The organism is Micromonospora sp. NPDC003241 (assembly GCF_053589795.1).
In genome coordinates this window covers 24819-48965 of sequence record NZ_JBSFSO010000019.1, presented here as the reverse complement: position 1 = coordinate 48965, position 24147 = coordinate 24819, and the positions used below count along the sequence as shown (strand labels likewise).

Annotated in this window: 20 protein-coding genes; 6 read left to right on the top strand and 14 right to left on the bottom strand. The window is 71.2% G+C overall.

Annotated elements, in window-relative coordinates; all coding sequences use genetic code 11:
* Window positions 1-57: 57 nt before the first annotated feature.
* Window positions 58-972 carry a menaquinone biosynthesis prenyltransferase MqnP gene (mqnP, locus tag ACWDVW_RS17210; protein WP_449949648.1) on the bottom strand — a complete coding sequence of 305 codons (915 nt, stop codon included), beginning with the start codon at window positions 970-972 and terminating at the stop codon, window positions 58-60.
* Complete coding sequence (locus ACWDVW_RS17205; protein ID WP_449949646.1) at window positions 972-2432, bottom strand: menaquinone biosynthesis decarboxylase; 1461 nt, start codon at window positions 2430-2432, stop codon at window positions 972-974. The genes mqnP and ACWDVW_RS17205 overlap by 1 nt, the downstream gene beginning before the upstream one ends.
* A gap of 223 nt (window positions 2433-2655) precedes the next feature.
* Here ACWDVW_RS17205 and ACWDVW_RS17200 point away from each other — a divergent pair, with 223 nt between their 5' ends.
* Together ACWDVW_RS17200 and ACWDVW_RS17195 are read left to right on the top strand one after the other, a co-directional pair.
* Complete coding sequence (locus ACWDVW_RS17200) at window positions 2656-4068, top strand: hypothetical protein (RefSeq protein ID WP_449949643.1); 1413 nt, start codon at window positions 2656-2658, stop codon at window positions 4066-4068.
* Window positions 4069-4300: 232 nt separating this feature from the next.
* Entirely contained in the window at window positions 4301-5185 is an 885-nt protein-coding gene (locus tag ACWDVW_RS17195; RefSeq protein ID WP_449949640.1) for a transglutaminase-like domain-containing protein, read from the top strand.
* A 63-nt stretch (window positions 5186-5248) separates the two neighbouring features.
* Here ACWDVW_RS17195 and ACWDVW_RS17190 read toward each other — a convergent pair whose 3' ends face one another.
* Window positions 5249-5440, bottom strand: coding sequence for a DUF397 domain-containing protein (locus ACWDVW_RS17190; RefSeq protein ID WP_449949638.1), 192 nt, complete (start codon window positions 5438-5440; stop codon window positions 5249-5251).
* Window positions 5428-6219 (bottom strand): helix-turn-helix domain-containing protein, encoded by a 792-nt coding sequence (locus ACWDVW_RS17185; protein WP_449949636.1) that lies wholly within the window; start codon window positions 6217-6219, stop codon window positions 5428-5430. Before ACWDVW_RS17185 ends, ACWDVW_RS17190 begins: the two co-directional genes overlap by 13 nt.
* 432 nt (window positions 6220-6651) lie before the next feature.
* On the opposite strand from ACWDVW_RS17185, the gene ACWDVW_RS17180 reads away from it, so the two are divergent.
* Entirely contained in the window at window positions 6652-6936 is a 285-nt protein-coding gene (locus ACWDVW_RS17180) for a hypothetical protein (protein WP_449949634.1), read from the top strand.
* 90 nt (window positions 6937-7026) lie between these two features.
* On the top strand, window positions 7027-7227 hold the full coding sequence (locus ACWDVW_RS17175) for a hypothetical protein (protein WP_449949632.1): 201 nt from the start codon (window positions 7027-7029) through the stop codon (window positions 7225-7227).
* Between the two features lie 29 nt (window positions 7228-7256).
* Here ACWDVW_RS17175 and ACWDVW_RS17170 read toward each other — a convergent pair whose 3' ends face one another.
* The 7 genes from ACWDVW_RS17170 to hemL form a co-directional block, all read right to left on the bottom strand.
* Entirely contained in the window at window positions 7257-8738 is a 1482-nt protein-coding gene (locus ACWDVW_RS17170) for an AAA family ATPase (RefSeq protein WP_449949629.1), read from the bottom strand.
* Between the two features lie 65 nt (window positions 8739-8803).
* Entirely contained in the window at window positions 8804-9865 is a 1062-nt protein-coding gene (ccsB, locus tag ACWDVW_RS17165; protein ID WP_449949626.1) for a c-type cytochrome biogenesis protein CcsB, read from the bottom strand.
* Entirely contained in the window at window positions 9865-11574 is a 1710-nt protein-coding gene (locus ACWDVW_RS17160) for a cytochrome c biogenesis protein ResB (protein ID WP_449949623.1), read from the bottom strand. Before ACWDVW_RS17160 ends, ccsB begins: the two co-directional genes overlap by 1 nt.
* Window positions 11574-12434, bottom strand: coding sequence for a cytochrome c biogenesis CcdA family protein (locus ACWDVW_RS17155; protein WP_449949621.1), 861 nt, complete (start codon window positions 12432-12434; stop codon window positions 11574-11576). The genes ACWDVW_RS17160 and ACWDVW_RS17155 overlap by 1 nt, the downstream gene beginning before the upstream one ends.
* Window positions 12434-13012, bottom strand: a complete 579-nt coding sequence (locus ACWDVW_RS17150; protein WP_449949619.1) for a TlpA family protein disulfide reductase — start codon at window positions 13010-13012, stop codon at window positions 12434-12436. The genes ACWDVW_RS17155 and ACWDVW_RS17150 overlap by 1 nt, the downstream gene beginning before the upstream one ends.
* A gap of 1 nt (window position 13013) precedes the next feature.
* The gene (locus ACWDVW_RS17145; RefSeq protein WP_131053678.1) at window positions 13014-13661 is read right to left on the bottom strand and encodes a histidine phosphatase family protein; all 648 of its coding nucleotides are present in this window, start codon (window positions 13659-13661) and stop codon (window positions 13014-13016) included.
* Window positions 13662-13665: 4 nt separating this feature from the next.
* The gene (gene hemL, locus ACWDVW_RS17140) at window positions 13666-15000 is read right to left on the bottom strand and encodes a glutamate-1-semialdehyde 2,1-aminomutase (protein ID WP_449949616.1); all 1335 of its coding nucleotides are present in this window, start codon (window positions 14998-15000) and stop codon (window positions 13666-13668) included.
* Between the two features lie 139 nt (window positions 15001-15139).
* On the opposite strand from hemL, the gene ACWDVW_RS17135 reads away from it, so the two are divergent.
* Entirely contained in the window at window positions 15140-15475 is a 336-nt protein-coding gene (locus tag ACWDVW_RS17135) for an STAS domain-containing protein (RefSeq protein ID WP_396741226.1), read from the top strand.
* Between the two features lie 102 nt (window positions 15476-15577).
* Here the strand turns inward: ACWDVW_RS17135 and ACWDVW_RS17130 are convergent, their stop codons facing one another.
* Window positions 15578-16138 carry a response regulator gene (locus ACWDVW_RS17130; RefSeq protein ID WP_449949612.1) on the bottom strand — a complete coding sequence of 187 codons (561 nt, stop codon included), beginning with the start codon at window positions 16136-16138 and terminating at the stop codon, window positions 15578-15580.
* A complete protein-coding gene (locus ACWDVW_RS17125; protein WP_350697478.1) occupies window positions 16135-20505 on the bottom strand; it encodes a HAMP domain-containing protein in 4371 nt (1456 codons plus the stop codon). Before ACWDVW_RS17125 ends, ACWDVW_RS17130 begins: the two co-directional genes overlap by 4 nt.
* Window positions 20506-20682: 177 nt before the next feature.
* Between ACWDVW_RS17125 and ACWDVW_RS17120 the strand changes: the two genes are divergently transcribed.
* Complete coding sequence (locus tag ACWDVW_RS17120; protein WP_449949610.1) at window positions 20683-22740, top strand: SpoIIE family protein phosphatase; 2058 nt, start codon at window positions 20683-20685, stop codon at window positions 22738-22740.
* 10 nt (window positions 22741-22750) lie between these two features.
* Here the strand turns inward: ACWDVW_RS17120 and ACWDVW_RS17115 are convergent, their stop codons facing one another.
* Window positions 22751-24094 (bottom strand): FAD-binding oxidoreductase, encoded by a 1344-nt coding sequence (locus tag ACWDVW_RS17115; protein ID WP_449949607.1) that lies wholly within the window; start codon window positions 24092-24094, stop codon window positions 22751-22753.
* Between the last annotated feature and the right edge of the window lie 53 nt (window positions 24095-24147).

Below are 24147 nucleotides of genomic sequence, written 5' to 3'. Positions count from 1 at the left end.
CACCCGAACCCAGCCGGCGCCCACGCACGGCAGGGCGGCAGGGCGCGCGGCCGAGGTTCAGGGACGCAGGCCGAGCCGGACGACCAGGTCGAGCACGGCGAAGGCGAACAGGGCGATGCCGACGAAACCGTTGGCGGTGAAGAAGGCCCGGTTGACCCGGCTCAGGTCGGTCGGCGTGACCACCAGATGCTGGTAGCCGAAGGCGACCGCGGTCATCAGCAGACCGATCCACCAGAGCCAGCCGAAGCCGACCAGCACGCCGAACCATCCGAAGAGCGCGAACGTCACCACGTGCGAGACCGTGGAGGCGTGCAGCGCGAAGCGCAGGCCGTACCGGGCCGGCACGCTGTGCACGCCGATCTCGCGGTCCACCTCGGCGTCCTGGCAGGCGTAGATCAGGTCGAAGCCGCCGATCCACAGGCCGACGGCCGCGCCGAGCAGCCAGGCCGGTCCGGAGCCGGCGAAGGTACCGGTGACCGCCAGCCAGGCGCCGATCGGGCCGACCGCCTGGGCCACCGCCAGGATGGCGTGCGGCCAGTTGGTGAACCGCTTGCCGTACGGGTAGACCACCAACGGCACCACGGCCAGCGGCGCGAGCACCAGGCAGAGCGGGTTGAGCAGGGCGGCGGCGGCCAGGAAGACCACCAGGGCGACGCCCGCGCCGGTCCAGGCCGTCCGCAGACTCACCGCCCCGGTGACCAGCTCCCGGTTGGCGGTACGCGGGTTCCGCGCGTCGATCCGGCGGTCCAGGATGCGGTTCGCGGCCATCGCGAACGTCCGTGCCCCGACCATCGCCACGGTGATCAGCAGCAGGTCGAGCCACCGCACCCGCCCACCGTTGACCTGCATCGCGGTCAACGCCGACAGGTACGCGAACGGCAACGCGAACACCGAGTGCTCGATCGCCACGAGCTTGAGGAAGGACTTCACGCGCCCCGGGCGTTCAGCCGGCTCCACGGCGGCGGTCGCCATCAGATGCCGTACTCCTTCCAACGCTTGTCGACCAGCGAGACGACCTCGGGCGACATGGTCATCTCCTCCGGCCAACCCCGGGTGTAGCCCTCGGTGGGCAGCTTGCGGGTGGCGTCGATGCCCGCCTTGCCACCCCAGAACTGCTGGTAGGAGGCGTGGTCCAGGTGGTCCACCGGCCCCTCGGTGAGCAGCAGGTCGCGGGCGTAGTCGACGTTGCCGAAGGCGCGGAACGCGACCTCACGGTAGTCGTGCACGTCGCAGTCCTCGTCCACGATCACGATCAGCTTGGTCAGCGACATCATGTGCGCGCCCCAGATCGCGTTCATCACCTTCTGGGCGTGCTTGGGGTACCGCTTGCGGATCGACACGATCGCGCAGTTGTGGAAGACCCCGGCGGCGGGCAGGTCGTAGTCGACGATGTCCGGGATGAGGAAACGCAGCAGCGGCGCGAAGATCCGCTCGGTGGCCTTGCCGAGGCCGTGGTCCTCCTGCGGCGGCTTCGAGGTGACGATCGTGTGGTAGACCGGGTCACGCTGCATGGTCATCGCCTCGACGTGCAGCACCGGGAACGGCTCGACCGGGGTGTAGAAGCCGGTGTGGTCGCCGAACGGCCCCTCCGGCAGGCGCTCGCCCGGCTCCAGGTAGCCCTCCAGCACCACCTGGGCGTGCGCCGGCACCTGCAACGGCACGGTCAGGCAGTCGACCATCTCCACCCGCTCGCCGCGCAGGAATCCGGCGAACAGGTATTCGTCGATGTCGGCGGGGAGCGGCGCGCTGGACGCGTAGCTGACCACCGGGTCGCAGCCGATGGCGATGGCGACCGGCAGCCGCTGGCCGAGCCGCTCGGCGACGGCGTGGTGCGCGGTGGAGTTCTTGTGGATCTGCCAGTGCATGCCCACCGTGTTGTGGCTGTGCTGCTGGAGCCGGTACAGCCCGAGGTTGCGCTTGCCGGTCTCCGGGTGCTTGGTGTGGGTCAGCCCGAAGTTGTGGAAGATCCCGCCGTCGCCCGGCCACACCTGGAGCCCCGGCAGCCGGTTCAGGTCGACGTCGTCACCCCGGTAGACCACCTGCTGACACGGGGCGGTCTTGACCTTCTTGGGCGGCATCGACTTGAGCTGCATCACCTTGCCCAGGCCGCCCATCATGCCGGAGAAGCCCATCGGCAGCTCCGGCTTGAGCATTTCGCCGATCCGGTTGCCGATCTCGTCCAGCGACTCGACGCCGAGCGCCATCGCGGTGCGCTTCTCGGTGCCGAACAGGTTGATCGCCACCGGCATCTCGCCCCGGGTGGGCCGCTCGAAGAGCAACGCCGGCCCGTCCGCCCGCACGGTCCGCGTGACGACCTCGCTGATCTCCAGCGTCGGGTCGATGGGTACGCCGACGCGCCGTAGCTCGCCCGCGCGCTCCAGCGCCGCCAGGAAGTCCTTCAGATCGGTGTACGGGAACCCACGAGCCGCCATGCAGCAAGTCTGTCCTACGCGCCGTCGTCGTGCCCACGCCGGGTACCCGCCCGTGCTGTGGCACGGCCCACCCTCGGCCGGTCCGGACGGGTCGGCTCTCGGGCGGAGAGCACGTCGCACGGGGCGTCGCGTGTCGTACTGCGCATCTAAGCTCATGGTTCCCGAACGGCTCCGCCCCCGGTGGCGTTGGCGTGCCGTCGGGTCCCTCCACGCAAGGAGTCACATGCGATCTGCGCAACGCCCGCATGCCCGTGCGGGACGAGCCGCCGTGGTGTTGGCGGTCACCGCCTCACTCGTGGCACTCGGTGCTCCGGCCCAGGCCGAGACCGGGTCCGGTTGGTTCCAGGCCCAGCTCGACGATGTCGTGATCGGTGCAGCCGGCGCCCCCGGCAAGGCCAAGCCGCTCTACGTGTACGCCCAGGACGCGGTGAACCCGCGGGTCGTCGTCGACCTGACCGGGCTGTCCGGCGTCGCTACCGCCGAGTTCCCCGCCTGGTGCGCCACTTCGGGAACCCAGGTCACCTGCCCGCTCCCACCGGACGTCGACCCGGACTCAAGCCTCCAGATCGGCAGCATTCCGGTGCTGTTCCGGCCACTGGCCGGTGCCTCCGGGGGCGACAGCGCCACCGTGTCGTACCAAGCGGTGGCCGACAACGCCGATCCCTTCGTCGCCACGGCGACAGTGTCCGTCGGTGACGGCGCGGACCTGGTCAACCTGGGCGACGGGCGGGTCGACACGTCTGCGGTCGGTGATCTGTTGTCCGCGCCGATCCGGCTCACGAACGTCGGCAACCGGACCAGCAGAGGAGTCCGGATCACCTTCACCCTCTCCTCGGGGTTGACGCCGTCAACCTGGTCCAACTGCTGGTACGCCCCGCTCACCGGTCACCGCACCTCGGTCGTCTGCGACCTGAACGGACGGGTCCGGCCGGGAACGACGATGGAGGTGTCCGGCGGCTTCGGATTCGAGATCGGCAGCTCGGCGTACGCCGGGGAGAGCCTCGACCAGTTCGTCGAGCCACTTGCCGGCGCTGCGGCCCTGCCGACGCACCTCGGCTACCAGCGCCGGGAGGGCGGCACCAAGCTGAGGCTGCGGCCCAGCCAGACCACATCCGCAGCGGCCCGCACCCTGACGAACGAGATCGACCCGAGCGACAACTGGGCCTCCTTCTACGTCGACAACGTGCCGAACAGCCTGGACCTGGCCGCCTTGGCGGAACCGGTCGTCGGTCCGGTCGGCGGTTCGACCACCCTGCGCGCAGGTGTCCGCAACAACGGCGCGGGAGACCTCGACGACTTCCGCAACGGTGCGGGCGAGGTGGCGCCGTTCTATCTGAGGGTGCCGGCCGGGGTGACCGTGGAGTCGGTGCCCGACCACTGTTTCGCGCTCTACGAGTCGGAGGACGGTTGGAACGGCGGCGAGCCGCAACTCGGCGCCTCCTGGTACCGCTGCGCGGTGCCCGACTCGGTGTTCGCCGCCGGTGAGACCTATCAGGTCGACTTCGGGGTCCGGATCACCTCCGTGGGTGGTGCGGCCGGCGCGGTGAGCCTCAACATGCCCGGGCCGTACCCCTCCTGGTGGGACGACGACCGGGACAACGACGAGGTCACGGTCGTCGTCCAGATTCAGTCCTGATCGTGGCCGGTTCGGGATGGTGACCGGGGCTGGCCCCGCCCATCCCGAACCGGCCCTGCGACGCCGAGGGCTCACGCTGGTGCTGCTGCATTGCTGTTGTCCGCAGTCCTCCGGGAGGGACGAGAGGTGCTGGTCGAGCCCTGTCGAGCTGATCGCAAGAATGGATCGTGACGGGCCACCGCGAGTCGGCGAATCTTGCCACTCTTGTCTCCCACCCAACCGAGGAGGCCGGATGAACCACGAACCGACGACTCTCGCCCGGTATACCCGGCCGGGGCGGATGACCTCCGCCGGGGCGTACGCCGGACTCCTCGACGCGGTGCCCGCGGACCCGGCGGGGATCGCCCGGACGCTCCAGGGACTGGTGATCCACGAGCACATCGCCGGGGCGTACGGCGTCACCCTCTCCGACGCCGACCGGAGCAGCGTGCACGTGCGGCCCGCCGACGAACTGCTCGCCGGCATCGCCGGCCGGGACGACCGGCCGCCGGACGTCCCCCGGCAGCCCGAGCAGCGGTTGGCGGGCAACTGCCGGCACTACACCGTCCTGCTGGTCACCGTGCTGCGGGCCCGTGGCGTGCCGGCCCGCGCCCGGTGCGGTTTCGGCGACTACCTGGCGCAGGGGCGGTACGAGGACCACTGGGTCGGCGAGTACTGGGACCCGGAGCAACGCCGGTGGATCATGGTCGACGCCCAGCTCGACGACCTTCAGCGGGAGCTGTTCGGCATCGACTTCGACACCACCGACGTACCGCGTGACCGGTTCCTGGTCGCCGGTGATGCCTGGGCACGATGCCGTGCCGGCCGCGCCGACCCGGACACCTTCGGGCTCAGCGTGACCGACGAGGCCGGCTGGTGGTGGATCGCCGGCAACCTGATGCGGGACGCCGCCGCACTCGACGCGGTGGAACTGCTGCCGTGGGACGTCTGGGGTGCGATGCCCGGCCCGGACGAGACGATCGACGAGGAGCGGATCACGCTTTTCGACGAGCTGGCCCGACTCACCCTCGATCCCGACGGGCACGCTGCCGAGCTGCGGCGACTCTGCGCAGATCAGCGGCTACGCGTCCCGCCCATTGTCCGCAACGACCTGCGCCACCGCGACGAACCGATCTGACCCCTCCGGCATGCCCAGGGGCGGCCGGTGGCCGATTCGCCCACGAGAGCGGCGGACGGCAGGTCAGTGGCGGCGGGCCAGCGCCACGAACGCGCGCCAGGCGGCCGGGCCGAAGATCAGCACCTCGCCGTCCCGGTCCTTGCTGTCGCGGACGGCGACCACGCCGGGCAGGTTGTCGGCCACTTCGACGCAATCACCACCGTTGGTGCTGCTCCGGGTGCTGGTGCGCCACCGGGCACCGGTCAGCTCCGCCATGACTCCGCCACCTCCGTCAACAACTCGATCGACTGCCGGGGCGGCAGCGCCTCGCCCTGGATCGCCTCCCAGGACGCCCGGATCGCCAGCACGTCCTCGGTGTCGTCGATGACCTGACCCTTGAGTTGGTCATCCAGGTAGGCGACGTCCTCCCCATCGGGAAGGGTAGCCAGCACGAAGGCCCCGGCGACACCTGGATACGCGCCGACCGAGGCGGGCACCACGTGCAGCCGCACCCGGGGCTGTTCGGTGGCCAGCTTGACCAGGCGGCGCAACTGCTCCCGCATCACCAGCGGGCCGCCGACCGGGCGACGCAGCACGTGTTCGTCGAGCACCGCGACGAGCTGCGGCGGTCGCTCGCCGGTCAGCACCGCCTGCCGCTCCAGCCGGGCCGACGCCCGCTGCTCCACCTCCTCCTCGTCGTAGAGGCCGACGCTGCGGAACAACGCGCGGGCGTACGCCGAGGTCTGCAACAGTCCCGGCACCACCGTGTTCTGGAACGAGCGCAGCACGGTCGCCTGCCGCTCGTTGGCCTCCCACTCCCGCATCCACTGCGGCGACCCGAGCCGGACCAGCATCCGGGCGAACGCGCCGCCGGTGTCGAGGGCGGTGTCCGCCAACTCCCAGAAGTCCGGCGGCGGTTTACGCGCCTCCGTCTCCACCATGGCCACCGTCGACGGCGAATAGTTGATCGCCCGGGCCAGGTCTTCCTGGGTCATCTTCCGCGCCGCCCGCATGTGCCGCAGCTCGTCGATCAATACGCGCGACCGCTCGTCCATCCCCACGTCTCCTCACCAGCGCGTTCCGCGATCCTCACGCCCCTCACCGGCGACCCCGCCCGACGCACAGGGCGACCGGATGCCTTCCGACAGTAGTCGCCTCCTCACCAGACTGTCCCCATCGGAACCGTCCGGATCCGACCCGAAAGGACGGGCGGAACCGAGGCGAGGCCGTCCGGCACGTCGGCGACGGACGGCCCCGCTTCCACCCGCGAGGGAGGCCCGCGTCCGCCCCGGCAAGCCGCAGAGCGACCCGACGGACCCGCGTCCTCGACGGAGCCGGTCCCGCGTCCACCCGTAACGGAGCGGCCCCAATTCCGCACTGCGACGGACGACCCTGCTTCCGCACTGCGACAGACGGCCCTGCTTCCGCCACCAGCAAACCGGAACGCGGCAGCCGGCCCCACCCGACACCCGTGAAGGGAGACGCCGATGAGTTCGGTGCCGCAAGTCCACGTACCGCTCCGGCCGCTCTGGCTGTGCCGGGCCTGCGGCATGCCGTGGCCCTGCGCGACCGCCCGGCTCACCCTGCTGGCCGACTACCGGGAGAGCCGCATCGCCCTGTCGATCTATCTGGCCGGGATGCTGTACGACGCCGTGGACGACCTGTATCGACTCGATCCACACAACGTGCCGAAGCCCGCGTCGCTACACGAACGCTTCCTCGGCTGGGCCGCCCCGCGCACACCCCGTCCGCCCGAGACCTCAGCCCGTTGAGCCCACAACGCGTCGACGATTGAGGCGACAAGCGGCGGGATATCTCACCGGTGCTGGGCCGGCGGGCGTCGGGGAAGGCAGGATTGGCGCATGTCGGACGCGTACGTCGTCGGTGACCCGGACGGGTTGTCACCGCTGCTCACCGGCCTGCGAGACGCTGTCGCCCGCGAGCTGCACGCGCAGCTGGCGATGCGTGCCGAGCGCATCGAGCTGGCCGACCTGCCGGAGATCGCCTACCAGATCACGTTGCGCGTCGACGAGACCCTGAGCCGCCCTGGCAGGGACTGGTGACTACGGCCCGACCAGGGTCGGCAGCCGGTTCACTCGCCGGAGTAGAGCCGGGCGGCATCGACCAGGACCACGTCCGGTCGGCTGACGGCTAGCTGCCGCAGCTCGTCGGTGAATCCCGCAGCGCTGGCGAGCAACAACCGCGTGTGATCCAGATCGAGACCGGGCCGCCCCCGCAGCAGATCACGTGCCCGGACCAGCCGTTCGAGATCTGAGCGGCCCAGCGTACGACCCCACTTGGCCTCCCCCAGGGCCAGCAACGGCCGTGGGCCGTCACCTGCCGGCAGTTCCCCGAGCGCCACCAGGTCGAGTTCCTGACTCGTCCGGCTCGCCGGGTCGGTCAGCACCGCCGCCTGCACTTCGGCGGCGATGCCACCCAGCGTTTCGGGGGCGACGAAACGCAGCGTCCACTGCCGGACCAACTCCTCGAAGCCGGGGCCTAGCACCGCGCTCGCGTATCGCTGCTGGGATCGGCGCCAGACGTCCGCGCCACGGCGCTGCTCCAGAGCGGTCCATGCGGGACGCATCAGAGCCTGGTAGAAGGTGATCAACGGCTCGGCGATCCGGTACCGGCTTCGCCCGCTACGCAGCGGGTCAGGCTCCCGCACGAGCAGCCCGGCGTCTTCCAGGACCGTCAACGGATGCTGCAAGTCGGTGGCCTTGCGCCCGATGAAACCGGCGATGCCGCCCCGGGTGGCGCTGCCCTCGGCGACCGCCGCCAACACCGAATGGTAGAGCGCGGTGTCGCGCAGATCCGGGTCCTCGGCGAGCAGGTAGCGCGCCTCGCGGAAGAGTGGCCGGGCCGGATTCAGCACGGCGCGCACCACCCAGTCGTCGAAGTCGTCAGGCCCCTCCGGCGCGTCGTCCTGGACGTACTCCCGCCGGTAGGCCGGCGTGCCGCCCACGATGGCGAACACCTGGACGGCGAGTCGCGGGTCGCCGATACCCCAGAACTCCGCTGCGGCGCGGTAGTCCAGCGGCGCGATCGGCAGTTCGAGCCCGGCCCGGCCCCGCAGCGGTGCGGAGCCGGCCAACAAGCCGCCCATGAAGGAGAGCGCCGATCCGCACAGGAGAAGACGGGTACGTGAGCCGGTGCGCTCAGGTCGGCCAGGGGTGAGTGCGTGCTGGATGATCGACGGAAGATCCCGGCTGGCCCTGGCCAGGTAGGGGAACTCGTCGATCACCACGGTGACGGCACGCTCCTTGCCCAAGGCGAGCAGGGCGTCAACGGCATGCTGCCAGTCCGACAGTTGCACCGGGCCCGGGCTGCCGGCGTACCGGCCGAGAGCCTCACCGAGTCGCCGAAGGGACTCGGCCGGAGTCGCCTCGGTCGCCCCGAAGTAGAACCCGCGGGTGGCCTTTGCCAACTCGTACAGAAGCAGGGTCTTGCCCTGGCGGCGGCGCCCGCTGACGACTCCGAGCGTTGCACCTGGGCGAACGTCGGTCGCGAAACGGGTCAGCTCGGCCCATTCCGCGTCGCGGTCGAAGATCTCGACAGGCTTCGCCAGCCTCATGGCGGTCCACCAAAATGTAGAACTACAGTTATAAGAAGTGTAGTTCTACATCCTGGGTTCTGTCCTCACAGACCGCCGTAGGAGTGCAGGCCCTCGAAGAAGATGTTCACGCCGAAGAGGTTCATCATCACCGTCAGGAAGCCGAGGATGGCCAGCCAGGCGGCCACGTTGCGCTTCACGCTCGGCGTCGCGCGGGCGTGCAGGTACCCGGCGTAGATCACCCAGGAGATGAACGACCAGGTCTCCTTCGGGTCCCAGCCCCACGGCCGACCCCAGGCCGCCTCGGCCCAGATCGCCCCGGCGATCACCGCGAAGGTGAAGAGCGGGAACGCGAAGGCGTGCAGCACGAAGGTGAGCCGCTCCAGGCTGGCCGCCGCCGGCAACTTCTTCGCCAGCGTGTACGGAAAGCTGCGCTTGCCGCGTTCGTAGCCGGCCCGCATCAGGTACGTCGCGGCCGGCACCGAGCCCAGCAGGAACAGTCCCGAGGCGAAGACGACGGTCGACACGTGCACGATGAACCAGTACGAGTTGAGCGCCGGCACCAGCGGCACGATCGGGGTGTAGAGCACCAGCTCGGCGGTGGCCACCAGCAGCACCATGACCAGGGTCAGGAACAGCCCGAGGCGGCGCAGCGACGGCACCTTCCAGAGCACCACCAGCCAGGCGGAGACGCCGATGAACGAGACCGTGAGCACGAACTCGTACATGTTGCCCCAGGGCATCCGCTCGGCGGCGATGCCCCGGGTGACCAGCCCGACCAGGTGCAGGGCCGCGCCCACGGCGGTGAGGGCCACCGCGATCCACCCGGCGAGTGCGGCCCGCCGCGCGGTGCGTTCGGCAGGGGTACGTGCCGCACCGCCGCCGGCTGCTCCGCCACCGGTCCCGGCCACACCGTCGGCCGTACCCGTCGGACCGCCGTCCTCGGCCGCCCCCGTCGCGCTGCCGCTGCCCGCTGCGCCCGTCGCGCCGGAGCCGCCGCCGACCGCCGCGCCGACCAGCTCACGGGCCGGGGCTGCCGCCACCTTGACCCGCGAGTTGCCGAGGGCGTACTCGACCGCGTGGCTGATCATCGCCAGCAGGTACACCAGGGTGGCGATCGACACCACCTGGTCGGAGAGTGCGGACATCACTCGGCTCCTTCTCGCGCCCCGGCCCGCTCGTCCGGGTCGATGGCCTCGCCGGTCCGCCGGTCGTCGCCGATCGCGGCGACCAGTTGGCTGAACTCGGCGGCGAACCCCGGATGTTCGGTCCGGGGCAGGCCAGCCACCTCGACCAAGCTACTACCGCCCGTCGGAGATCCACTGTCGGGGGGCCCGGAAGCGGCGAGGCCGACGCCGGTGGGCACCGCACCGGCGGGCTCGGACCCGGCGGTCCCGGCACCGGCCGGCAGCACCCGGACGAAGATCCGGCGTCGCCGGACGAACAGCGAACCCATCAGCCCGAGCACCAGCCCGACGGAGCTGACCAGCAGCAGCATCGTGCCCGGGTCGTGCCGTACGGACAGCACGATGTAACGCTCGGTGCCGACGAACTCGACCGTGGTGCCGTCGTCGAGTGTCCAGCTCTCGCCCTTGCGCAGGTCCTTCGAGCCCACCTCGGTGAGCCGGCCGTTGCGGATCTGCCGCTGGTCGAGCTGGTAGACCGAGCCGGGGATGCCGCCGTCGAGGCCCAGGTTGCCCCGGTAGGCGATCAGGCCGAGCAGCGGGTTCTGCTCCGTCGGGTACTCGGAGCGGGTGAACGGGGGCTCCTGCGGCGCGGTCGGCAGGTACAGGCCGGAGAAGGCCATCTGGAGGTTCGCGTTCCGCTCACCGGTCTCCGGGTCGACGTTGGCGTCCGGGAAGGCCGCCAGGCCCTCGCCGGTCAGGCCCATGTCGCCGGTAGTGAGGAACGGCACCGCGCTGGTCTGGGTCTTGCCGAACCGGTCGGTGTAGCGGATCAGCGGGACGTAGCCGTGGCCGAGCAAGTAGACGTTCGCGCCGTCGAGGCGCAGCGGCGAGTTGACCGAGAACTCGGCCGCCCGGGGTGCGCCGCCGTCCTCGTCCACGGTGACCTTGGCGTTGAAGTGCGAGGGCTGGCCGCTGGGCAGGAACTCGGCCTCGAACTCGTCGAGCCGCATGCAGAACCGGGGCAGGTCGTCGTCGACGCGCGGGCCGAGTTTCGCCTCGGCGTACTGCTGGCGGGTGTTGCAGAAGACGCCGTCCGGGCCGGAGACGAGCAGCCGGTTGCCGTGCCAGCCGTACCAGGACCCGAGCGCGACACCGACCAGCAGCAGCACCATCGCGCTGTGGAAGATCAGGTTGCCGGTCTCCTTGAGGTAGCCCTTCTCGGCGGAGATCTCGTCGCCGCGTACCGCCACCCGCCACCGGCGGCGGCGCAGGGTCTCGGCGACCGCGGCCGCGCCACCGGCGGGCGCCGGCACCACCGCGTGCTGAGGCAACCGCTCCAGCCGCTTCGGTACGGCCGGCGGCCTGGCCCGCATCGCCCGGACGTGGTCGCGCAGCCGGGGCGTGATGCACCCGATCAGCGAGGTGAACAGCAGCAGATAGATCGCCGAGAACCAGACCGAGCTGAACGCCTCGAACGCGCCGATCCGGTCCAGCACCGGGGCGAGCTGCGGGTTCGCGGTGTAGAAGTCCCGGACGTCCTCCGGGTTGACGCCGCGCTGCGGCAGCACCGAACCCGGGATTGCGGCGACCGCGAGCAGGAAGAGCAGCACCAGCGCGGTACGCATGCTGGTGAGCTGCCGCCACGAGTTGCGCAGCAGAGCGAGCAGCGCGTTGGGGCGGCGCCGGGGTGACTCGGCCGGGGCGGCCGGCCGGTCGTCCACCGCGGTCATCAGATGCTCACCTCGAAATCACCCACCCCGACGGTGGTCTGCAACCAGATCACGACGTTGGTCCACCCGCCGGTGAGCAGGGCCAGCCCGATCACGATCAGCAGTACGCCGCCGATCCGGGTGACCCAGCGGCTGTGCCGCCGGATCGTACGGAAGACCCCGAGCAGGCGGTTGAAGCCGAGCCCGAAGACGATGAACGGTATGCCCAGCCCGAGGCAGTACGCCACCGCGAGCACCACCGCGCGGTCGGTCTGCCCGCTGGTGGTGGCCATGCCGAGCACCGCGGCCAGCGTCGGGCCGGTGCACGGGACCCAGCTCAGGGCGAACACCGCGCCGAGGACGGGTGCGCCGAGCAGGCCGGCATTCGGCAGGCGGTTGATCCGGAACTCGCGTTGGAAGCCGGGCAGCGCGCCGAGGTAGCCCAGCCCGAGCACCACGATCAGCGCGCCGACGACGATCTCCAGCGCCCGCTCGTAGTCGAAGAAGACCCGGCCGATGCTGCTGAACAGGATCGCGGTGGCGGTGAACACCACGGTGAAGCCGGCGATGAAGAGCAGCGTCCCGGCGAGTACGCGCCCCTTGACCGCCGGGCTGACCCGGGTGCGCTCCCGCAGCGCCGTGCCCCCGCCCGAGGTGTTAGGAGGGGACCCCTCCTCTACACCAGGCGTTAGTACGGGGCCCTTCCTTACATCCCGGCCCTCCAGGTCGGCGCCGGCCAGGCCGGTCACGTACGACAGGTAGCCCGGCATCAGCGGCAGTACGCACGGGGAGAGGAAGCTGACCAGCCCGGCCAGCGCCGCCGCGCCGATCGCCAGCAGCAGCGGCCCCGAGACGGCGAGTTGACCGAACGTCTCGCCCATCAGCGCGGGCCGGACGCCGCAGCGGACTCCGCGGCGATCCGCTCGACGATGGGTTGCAGGCCCTCCTGGCGTACCGCCGCCCGGATCACGGTCGCGATCCGGCCCTCCCGGTCCAGGACCACGGTCGCGGGGATGGTGTTCGGCGGGATGTCCAGGTCGAGGGCGAGGCGGCTGCCCGGGTCGAAGATGCTCGGGTAGCTGATCCCGAAGCCCTCCTCGAAGGCGATCGCCTTGTCCCGGCTGTCCTGCACGTTGATGCCGAGGAAGGTCACCCCGGAGTCCTTGGTCGCCTGGTAGGTGTTCTCCAGGTCGTCGGCCTCGGCCCGGCACGGCGCGCACCAGGAGCCCCAGAAGTTGACCACGACGACCTGGCCCCGCTGCTGCGTCACGTCGTAGGAACCGCCGTCGAGCAGCTCACCGGCGAGACGGGGCGCGTCGGAACGTTGGTCCGGGGCGCATTCCACGATGCCGCCCGCGTTGTCGCAGGCCGCTTCCCGGCCACCGCCGGTGCAGCCGCTCAGCACCGTCGTGGCGGTCACGGCGGCGAGCAGGCCCACGGCCCACCTACGGGCACCCATCTCAGGCCCCCTTGGCCGTCCGCGCGGTCGGCGAGATCGCCACCAGGTGCGCGGCCGGCTCGGAGTAGCCGATCCCGACGATCTTGGCGCCGTCGAAGTGGAACGTGGTCAGCGAGGCCAGCCCGCACTGCCGACGTCGCGGGTCGTGCCAGAGCCGCTTGCGCTCGACGTGCCGACGCAGCGTCCAGATCGGGAGCTGGTGCGAGACCAGGACGGCCTCCCGCCCCTCGGCGGCGACCCGGGCGGCGTGCAGCGCGGCGAACATCCGCTCGGCGATCACCCGGTATGCCTCCCCCCAGGAGGGGGTCACCGGGTCGCGCAGCACCCACCAGTTGCGCGGGTCACGGAAGGAGCCGTCACCGGGCGAGACCTTCTTGCCCTCGAACCAGTTGGCGCTCTCGATGAGCCGTTCGTCGACTCCCACGGGGAGCCCGAACTGGGCGGCGATCGGTTCGGCGGTCTGCTGGGCCCGTTCCAGGGGGCTGGCGACCACGTGCACGACCTCGCGTTCGGCGAGCCCCTGCGCGGCGGCCTTGGCCATCTGGACACCCAGCTCGCTGAGGCGGAACCCGGGCAGCCGGCCATAGAGGATGCCGTCCGGGTTGTACACCTCGCCGTGCCGAAGCACGTGGACCACCGTCTTGCTCACTGTGCTATACCCCTGTCGTCGCTGCCGCCGCGTTGGCCGCCACCGGCAGGGCGGCGGCGATCTGTTCCAGGGCGGCGTCGTCGATCGCCGCCGACACGAACCAGGACTCGAACGCGCTCGGCGGCAGGTAGACCCCGGCCGCGAGCATCGCGTGGAAGAACGCCTTGAACGCGGGCACCTGCTGGGTGCGGGCGCTGTCGTAGTCGACCACGTCGGCGTCCGTGAAGAAGATCGAGAACATGCTGCCCGCGTACGACAGCCGGTGCGGCACCCCGGCGGCGGCCAGCGCGTCCGCGGCGAGCTTGCCCACCACGGCGGCGGTGTCGTCCAGCCGGCGGTACAGCGCCTCGTCGGCCAGCCGCAGCGTGGTCAGACCGGCGGCGCAGGCCAGCGGGTTACCGGAGAGGGTGCCGGCCTGGTAGACCGGCCCGGCCGGAGCCAGTCGCGACATGATCTCCGCGCGCCCGCCGAACGCCGCCGCAGGCAGCCCACCACCCATGACCTTGCCGTACGTCCACAGGTCCGCGTCGACCGGATCGAGGCCGTACCAGCCGGAGCGGGAGACCCGGAACCCGGTCATCACCTCGTCGATGACGAGCAGCGCGCCGTGCGCGTGCGCGATCCGCGCCAACTGGCCGTTGAAGTCGTCCCGGGGTGCCACCACACCCATGTTGCCCGGCGCCGCCTCGGTGATCACGGCGGCGATGTGCTCGCCCTCGGCGGCGAACGCCTCCTGCACCGCGGCGAGGTCGTTGTACGGCAGCACGATCGTCTCGCTCGCCGCCGCGCCGGTCACACCGGGCGAGTCGGGCAGCCCGAGGGTGGCCACGCCGGAGCCGGCCGCAGCCAGCAGCGCGTCCACGTGCCCGTGGTAGCAACCGGCGAACTTGATGATCTTGGAGCGTCCGGTGTACCCCCGGGCCAGCCGGATCGCCGACATGGTCGCCTCGGTGCCCGAGTTGACCAGGCGTACCTGCTCGACCGGCGTCCGCGCGACGATCTCGGCGGCCAGGTCGACCTCGCCCGGGGTGGGGGTGCCGAAGCTGGTGCCCTGCGCGGCAGCGGCCTGCACGGCCGCCACCACCTCGGGATGGGCGTGTCCGAGGATCAGCGGGCCCCAGGAGCAGACCAGGTCGACGTAGCGCCGCCCGTCCGCGTCGTGGAGCCACGGTCCCTCGCCACGGACCATGAAGCGTGGTGTGCCGCCGACCGCTCGGAAGGCGCGCACGGGGGAGTTCACCCCGCCCGGCACGATGGCGCGGGCGCGGTCGAACAGGGCCTCTGAGGCCGGCGCGGCGACCGGATAGCGGTCGGTTCCGGCGGGAAACACCTCGGTCACGATGCCGCCATTGTGTCAGCGCCCGACGGCGGATCGGCAGGCACCCCGGATCAGGGTTATCCGGCTCACCTGCGGCACGCTGGGCGGAGGCGGTTCGCCTCGACAGGCCGGGTGCCCGAGATCGCGATAGGCTGACCCGGTGGATCGTGCCGAACTGTCCATCACCGTACACCGGACTGGCGACGAAGCGGTGCTTCGCCTAGCCGGTGAGATCGACATGCTCACGGCCGCCCAGCTGTCGACCGTCGTCAACGAAGTGCTCACCGAACCCCCGCCTCGGATCGTGCTCGATCTCGGCGGGGTCACCTTCTGCGACTCGCAGGGGTTGGGGACGCTCGTGGTCCTCAGCCGCAAGGCCAGCCACGCGCAGAGCCTGCTCCTGCTGAGCAACGTGGGCGAGTTCCTGATACGGGTACTCGACATCACGGGCCTGCGCAGTGCCCTGATGATCCGAAACGACGCCCCTACCAGCTGAGACACCGCTCAACCCGGTCCCGACCACGGGCCGCCGGGTCGATCGTGACGCTGTCGTGGACCACCGGGCGGCAGTCCACGGCGACGTCACGATCGGGCGGTGTCAGGGGGTGGTGCCCCAGCGGGCCTGCTCCAGCAGGGCCACTGCCCGCGAGACGGCGTCCGGTTCCTTGTCCGCGCTCCGCAGCAGGGTGCTCGCCTCGTCCACCGCGTCGGTCAGCAGCCGCCACTGGGCGTCGCGGTCCCGCACCATCTCGGACTGCGCGGCCAACTGCCGGGTCTTCGTCCACAGCTCCACGAAGACCGAGACCTTGGCCCGCAGCACCCACGGGTCGAAGGGCTTGGTCAGGTAGTCCACCGCGCCGACCGCGTAGCCGCGCAACGCCAGTTGGGCGTCGCGGTCGGCGGCGGTCAGGAAGATGATCGGTACGTGCCGGGTCCGTTCCCGCCGCTTGATGTGACTGGCCGTCTCGAAACCGTCCATGTCCGGCATCTGGGCGTCCAGCAGGATCACCGCGAAGTCGTCCACCAGAAGCTGCTTCAGCGCCGCCTCGCCGCTCTCCACCGCGACCGTCTGCACCGGCAGGCCCTGGAGGATCGCCTCCAGGGCCATCAGGTTCTCCCGGCGGTCATCGACCAGCAGCGCCTTCGCCACCTGCGTCACGAGCCCTCCTCGGTGCGGCTGCCACTGATCGAGCTGGTCATCAGTTCGATCAGCTCGTCCAGGTCGACCGGCTTGGTGATGTAGTCGCTGGCCCCGGCCGCGATCGCCGACTCCCGGTCACCGGGCATCGCCTTGGCGGTCAGGAAGACGATCGGCAGGTCCACGAAACGGTGGTTCCGGCGGATCTGCCGGGTCGTCTCGTACCCGTCCTGGTCGGGCATCATCGCGTCCATCAGGACGATGTCCACCTCCGGATGCTCCGCCAACAGGCGCACCCCGTCGGTGCCGTTGTCGGCGTACAGGACGGTCATGCCGTGCAGTTCGAGCGCGCTGGTCAGGGCGAAGACGTTACGGACGTCGTCGTCGACGATCAGCACGGTGGCACCGTCGAGCTGACGGGTCTTGGGTGCCTCCGGCCGCTGCGGCAGCAACTCCACCGGCGGCATCAGCAGCGACGACGGCAGGCCGGCCCGCTGTGGCGAGGGTGGCGACGGTGCCACCACCGCGTCCGGCGCCAGCACGTCGGGCAGGTACAGCGTGAACGTCGAGCCCTGGCCCGGTGCCGAGGTGACGGTGATCGTGCCGCCGATCAGGCGGGCCAGGTCCCGGCTGATCGACAGTCCCAGACCGGTGCCGCCGTAGCGACGGCTGGTGGTGCCGTCCGCCTGCTGGAACGCCTCGAAGATCAGCGACAGCTTGTCGTCGGAGATGCCGATGCCGGTGTCGATCACCGTGAACGCGAGCACCTGCCGGGCGTTGGTCAGCGCCGGTACGTCGAACACCGCGTGCTCCGGGGCACGTGCGATGCGCAGCGTCACCGCGCCGTTGTCGGTGAACTTGACCGCGTTCGAGAGCAGGTTGCGCAGGATCTGCTGGAGCCGCTGGGCGTCGGTGACCACCGCCGCCGGCAGGTCCTTGCCGACGCGTACCTGGAAGTCCAGGCCCTTCTCGTCGGCCTGCGGCGCGAACGCCTGCTCCACGTAGTTGCGGATCTCCGCGAACCGGATCTCGGTCGGCTCCACGTCCATCCGACCCGCCTCGATCTTGGACAGGTCGAGGATGTCGTCGATCAGCGAGAGCAGGTCGGACCCGGCCCCGTGAATGGTCCGGGCGAACTCGATCTGCTTGGGGCTGAGGTTCTGCTCCGAGTTCTCGGCGAGCAGCCGGGCCAGCAGCAGCAGCGAGTTCAGCGGCGTACGCAGCTCGTGGCTCATGTTCGCCAGGAACTCCGACTTGTACGCCGAGGCCCGGGTGAGCTGCTGCGCCTTCTCCTCCAGACCGAGCCGGGCCAGTTCGATCTCCCGGTTCTTGGTCTCGATGTTGCCCTTCTGCTCGGAGAGCAGCGTCGCCTTCTCCTCCAGCTCGGCGTTGGTGCGCTGCAACTCCGCCGACTGCTCCTGCAACTCGTGGGCCAGCCGCTGAGACTGGGCCAGCAACTCCTCGGTACGCCGGTTCGCCTGGATGGTGTTGACCGCGATGCCGATGGTGGAGACCAGCCGCTCCAGGAACGCCAGGTGCAGTTCGGAGAAGGGGGTGACGGTGGCGAACTCGATCACGCCGAGCAGTTCGCCCTCGAAGAGGACGGGCAGCACGACCAGGTCGGCCGGCGGAGTGTCGGCCAGACCGGAGCGGAGCGTGATGCGGCCGTCCGGCACCGCGCCGACCCGGATCGTGCGCCGGGAGATCGCCGCCTGGCCGACGAGTCCCTCACCGGGCCCGAAGGTGACGTCGTGTCCCCGGGACACATAGCCGTACGAGGCGGTCAGCCGCAGCCGCATCACCCCTTCGGAGTTGTCCGCCAGGAAGAACGCGCCGAGCTGCGCGTCGACCAGCGGGGTCACCTCCTGCATGATCATGCGGCAGACCTCGCCGAGGTCGCGCTGGCCCTGCAACAGACCACCGATGCGGGCCAGGTTGGAGTCGAGCCAGCCCTGCTCCGCGTTCTTGTGGGTGGTCTCCCGCAGGGTGACGATCATCTGGTTGATGTTGTCCTTGAGCTCGGCGACCTCGCCCTGTGCCTCGACGGTGATCCGCTGGGTCAGGTCGCCACGGGTCACCGAGGTGGAGACCCGGGCGATGGCGCGGAGCTGGGTGGTCAGGGTCGAGGCGAGCTGGTTGACGTTCTCGGTCAGGTCCCGCCAGGTGCCGGAGACGCCCTTCACCTGCGCCTGACCGCCGAGCTTGCCCTCGCTGCCGACCTCGCGGGCCACCCGGGTGACCTCGTCGGCGAAGGACGAGAGCTGGTCGACCATCGTGTTGACCGTCGACTTCAGCTCCAGGATCTCGCCCTGCGCGTCGACGGTGATCTTCTGCGACAGGTCGCCCTTGGCCACCGCCGTCGTCACCGACGCGATGTTCCGCACCTGACCCGTCAGGTTCGACGCCATCGAGTTCACGTTGTCCGTCAGGTCCCGCCAGGTGCCGGAAACACCCTTCACCTCGGCCTGACCGCCGAGCTTGCCCTCCGTACCCACCTCACGAGCCACCCGGGTCACCTCGTCGGCGAACGACGAGAGCTGGTCGACCATCGTGTTCACGGTCGACTTCAACTCCAGGATCTCGCCCTGCGCGTCGACCGTGATCTTCTGCGACAGGTCCCCCTTGGCGACGGCGGTGGAGACCTGGGCGATGTTGCGGACCTGGGCGGTCAGGTTGGACGCCATCGAGTTCACGTTGTCGGTGAGGTCACGCCAGGTGCCGGCGACGCCCTTCACCTGCGCCTGACCGCCGAGCTTGCCCTCGGTGCCCACCTCACGGGCGACCCGGGTCACCTCGTCGGCGAACGACGACAACTGGTCGACCATCGTGTTCACGGTCGACTTCAACTCCAGGATCTCGCCCCGGGCGTCGACCGTGATCTTCTGCGACAGGTCACCCTTGGCCACCGCCGTCGTCACCGACGCGATGTTCCGCACCTGACCCGTCAGGTTCGACGCCATCGAGTTCACGTTGTCCGTCAGGTCCCGCCAGGTACCCGACACGCCCTTCACCTCGGCCTGACCGCCGAGCTTGCCCTCCGTACCCACCTCACGGGCCACCCGCGTGACCTCGTCGGCGAACGACGACAACTGGTCGACCATCGTGTTGACCGTCGACTTCAACTCCAGGATCTCGCCCCGGGCGTCCACCGTGATCTTCTGCGACAGGTCACCCTTGGCCACCGCCGTGGACACCTGCGAGATGTTGCGGACCTGGCTGGTCAGGTTGCCGGCGAGCTGGTTGACGTTCTCGGTCAGGTCCCGCCAGGTGCCGGAGACACCGCGTACCTGGGCCTGACCGCCGAGCTTGCCCTCCGTACCCACCTCACGGGCCACCCGGGTCACCTCGTCGGCGAACGACGACAACTGGTCGACCATCGTGTTGACGGTGTCCTTGAGTTCCAGGATCTCGCCCTGGGCGGCCACCGTGATCTTCTGCGACAGGTCGCCCCGGGCCACCGCCGTGGAGACCTGGGCGATGTTGCGGACCTGGGCGGTCAGGTTCGACGCCATCGAGTTGACGCTGTCCGTCAGGTCCTTCCAGGTGCCGGCCACGCCGGGCACCTCCGCCTGACCGCCGAGCTTGCCCTCGGTGCCCACCTCGCGGGCCACCCGGGTCACCTGCTCGGCGAAGAGGCGCAGCGTGTCGGTGAGCGAGTTCATCGTGTCGGCCAGCGCCGCCACCTCGCCGCGCGCGCTGACGGTGATCTTCTGCGACAGGTCGCCCTTCGCCACCGCCGTCGCGACCTGGGAGATCGACCGCACCTGGCCGGTCAGGTTCGAGGCCATGGTGTTCACCGAGTCGGTGAGGTCCTTCCAGGTGCCGGCCACCCCGCGGACGTCGGCCTGGCCGCCGAGCTTGCCCTCGGTGCCCACCTCCCGGGCGACCCGGGTCACCTCGTTGGAGAAGGACGAGAGCTGGTCGACCATGGTGTTGACCGTGCGGCCGATGCGCAGGTACTCACCGCGCAGTGGGCGACCGTCGATCTCCAGCGCCATGTGCTGGGAGAGATCGCCGTCGGCGACCGCCACGATGACCCGCGCGATCTCGGTGGTCGGTCGACCCAGGTCGTCGATCAACGAGTTGACCGCGCGCTGCCCCTCCGCCCAGGAGCCGTCCAGCCCCTCCTCGTCCAGGCGTTCGGTCAGCCGACCGTCGCGACCCACGACCCGGCTGATCCGGCGCAGGTCCAGATGCTGCCGCTCCTGGAGCGACACCACGTCGTTGAAGGCGTCGGCCACCTCGCCGGCCGCTCCCGAACGTCGGGGCAGCCTGACCTTGAGATCGCCACCGCGGACCCGTCGCAGCGCCTCGGCCAGCTCGGTGAGGACCGCCTCGTGGTCGGCGGCGGAGGTGTCCGCGATCGCCGACTGTTTCGCCGTGGTCATCATTCCTCGCACTCGCATCGGGGTACACCGGCTCGCGCCGGCCACCCCATCATTGTCCCCGTGACCTCGAAACCGCCACGGCGCACCGCCGTCCGTATTACGGACCCGACCGGTGATCGGCTTGGCACGAGGCGGGTGCCGGGGCAGGATACGAGGGTGTCAGCGGCGGTGGGGCCAATGACGGACGGGGGCCCGGAGGAGCACGTCCGGCGGGTCCGGCTGCCCGCCGACCGGCGTACGCCGGCCGCCGCGCGGGCCGTCGTCCGGTCCGTACTGGCCGAGGCGAACCTGGACGGACTTCTCAACGAGGCGCTCCTGCTCACCACGGAGCTGTCCACCAACGCGGTCGAGCACGCCCGTACCGAACTCGACATCGAGGTCAGCGCGGACTCGTCCGGGTTGACCGTGACCGTGTCGGATTTCGCCTCCGGGCCGGTCGACGAGCTGACCGTCGGCGTCCGGAACGTGGCGACCGACATCACAGAGGTCGCCGAGCGCGGGCGGGGTCTGCTGCTGGTCGACCACTTCGCCAGCCGGTGGGGCACCACCTATCTGCCCAGCGGCAAGGGCGTGTGGTTCCGGTTGGAGCGGGACGGGCCACAGCGCGACGGGTCGCAGCTCGCCCGCCCGGACGACTTCGCCCCGCCGACCGGCCGCTCGGACGGCGCGCACACCTCCGTGCCGAGCGCCGGGGCGATGAGCGCCCTGATGCAGCCCACCCCCGACCCGTACGCGGACGATCCGCTGCCGGACTTCGCCACCAGCCTGCTGACCCGGGTGGCGGAGATGGTCGGCGCGGCCGGTGGAGTGGTGCGCCTGGACCGGGGCGACGGGCACGGCCCACAGGTGATCGCCCGGTACGGTCGGCAGCCCCGCCCCGGCAACGACCTGCTCCGGGTGCCGCTGGCGGTGCACCGCCCGTACGCCGGTGAGCTGGAACTCGACGCGGCACCCACCGCGTACGCCCGGCCGTTGGCCCTGCTGACCGCCGAGCGGTTGTCGCTGCACCTGGAGAACGACCGGCTGCGCCGCGCCGACGTCCGGCGGCAGGCGTGGCTGACCTTCCTCGCCGAGGCCAGTGAGCTGCTCGCCCAGTCCCTGGACGTGGAGCTGACCATGGCGCTCGTCCCGCAGCTCGTGGTGCCCCGGCTCGGCCAGTGGTGTGCCGTGCACACCACCGACGAGTGGGGTCGACTCAAGCTGGCCGCGGCCAGTCACGCCGACGAGTCGATGCTGCCGCAGTTGCACGCCACGCTGCGCGAGGCGGGACCGGACTCGGTCCAGGCCCGGCTGCGCGAGGCGAGCCGCAACGGCACCCAGACACCGCTCGGCGCGCCGATGGAGGGCTTCGCCGTGCCGCTGATCGCCCGAGGTCAGCGCCTCGGCACGCTGGCCGTCGGCCGACACCAGCGGCACCGGCACGATCCGGACGAGATCGCGGTGCTGGAGGACGTGGCCCGCCGCGCCGCCCTGGCGATCGAGAACGCCCGCATCCACGCCGAACGTCGCCGGGTGGCGCAGACGTTGCAGCAGTCGCTGCTGCCGCCGGTGCTGCCGGTGGTGGAGGGCATCGGCTTCGCCGCCGAGTACGTGCCGACCGGCGACGACGCCGAGGTCGGCGGCGACTTCTACGACGTGGTGCCGTTGCCGGACGGCCGCTGGCTGGTGGTGATCGGTGACGTCTCCGGCAAGGGTGTGCAGGCCGCGGCGGTCACCGGGCTGGTCCGGGACGTGATCCGGGTGCTGGCCGGGGACGGCAAGCCCCTGCCTGAGGTGCTGTCCCGGCTCAACGAGACGCTTGTCGAGCGAGGCGCCGGGCGCTATTGCACGCTGGCGCTGGCGGCGGTCGGACCGGGCGAGAACGGGCAGCTCGATGTGGGGCTGCACCTCGCCGGCCACGACCGGCCGGTGCTGGTACGCGCGGCGGGCGGCCCGGCCAGGTTCGTCGGCACCGGCGGCACCGCGCTCGGCCTGCTCGATACGATCACCTCGCCGACCCTGGACATCGCCCTCGACCCCGGCGACTGCCTGGTCTTCTATACCGACGGGGTGACCGAGCGCCGCCGGGGCCGGGAGTTGTTCGGCACCGGTCGGCTCCGGGACGCCGCCGCGCCGCTCGCCGGCTACTCGGCGGACGTGGTGGCGGCCCGGCTGCGCGCCACCGCGATCAACTTCTCGGTCGAGGCGCCCCGGGACGACATCGCCATCCTGGTCCTGCGCAACGACGCGGTCTGACCGCCGGGGGTCAGAGGCCGCCGGGGAGGCGGCCGGGGGCCAGCCGGTGACCCGGGTCGAGGTGCTGCTTGACGGCGCGCAACCGGGCCACGCCGGTCAGCTCACCCCACAGGTCGACGGCCCGCCGGACGGCGGGCGGCGCGGAGAGCACCAGGCAGCGACCCCGTCGGGCGAGCAGCACGCTGCGCACCGCGACCAGGATCGACGCCACCCGGTCGGGGGCCATCGTGCCGGGCAGCGCGGCGTGCACCACGCCGAGGCCGGCGGAGCCACGGACCGGCACCGGCGAGCCGGCCGCGTCCCGCAACGCGTAGACGGCGGCGTGCAGGTCGCTGATCGGGACCTCCAGCCGGAGCGCGGTGTCACCGGGGGCGAACGGGTAGCTGCGCCACCAGGACGGTGCGGATCGGGCGACGGTGGACCGGGAACCGAGCATCGACCGGAGCCGGTCGGCCCGCTCCGCCACGTCGGACGGCCCGCCTTCGAGCAGCACCACCAGCGAGCCGGCCCCCGCCGGGCCGGTCGACGGGCGTCCCGTCATGGACGGGTGGCGCGCCATCGCCTCGGCCCGGGGGTCCCTCGGCCGGGGTCCCGCACCGGCCGGCAGGTCCACCTCGATGGCAGCCGGGTCGAGCCGGGCGGCGAGCACCGCCCGGACCAGGTCGTGCACCTCCAGCGGCGTCCACACCGGGCGGGTCACCCAGACCCGGCTGGCCGGCAGGGACTGCACCCGCAGGGTGGCGCTGACCAGCACGCCGAGCGCGCCCTCCGACCCGCACAGCAGCCGGGCCTGGGCCAGCCCGGCCGCCCCGCCACCGGCCTCGGCCAGCTCGCCGTCGGCGGCCAGGTAACGCAGGCCGACGAGCTGGTCGCAGGCGGTGCCGTGCCGGAGTCGCAACGGACCGGCCTCGTCTGCGGCGAGCACGCCGCCGACCGTGGCGCCGGGTGAGGGCGCGTCCAGCGCGAGCCGCTGACCGGTGCGCTCCAGGCTGGCCTGCACCGCGCGCAGCGGCGTGCCGGCGCCGACCTCGGCGGTGCCCCGATCGGAGGACTGGTGACCGATTCCGGCGAGCCGACCGGTGTCGAGCATGATGTCGACCCGTGCCGGCACGGCACCCCAGTCGATCTTGGTGCCGGCGCCGCGCGCCACCACCGTCAGATCGTGCCGCGCGGCGAGCCGCAGCACCTCGGCCGCCGCGTGGGCGCCGCCGGGCACCGCGACCCAGCGGGCCGGTCGTCCGGCCACCTCGTCGGCCGGGCCGGCGAACCGGGCGAAGCGTGAGCCGCAGATGTCGGTGAGGCGACGGGCGATGTCGAGGGCACCGGACCCGCCGGTGGAACGCGCTGGCACCATGGCAGCGATCGTACATGTGTTCGAACGACCGAGTGGGGATTTGCGCCGCCCGA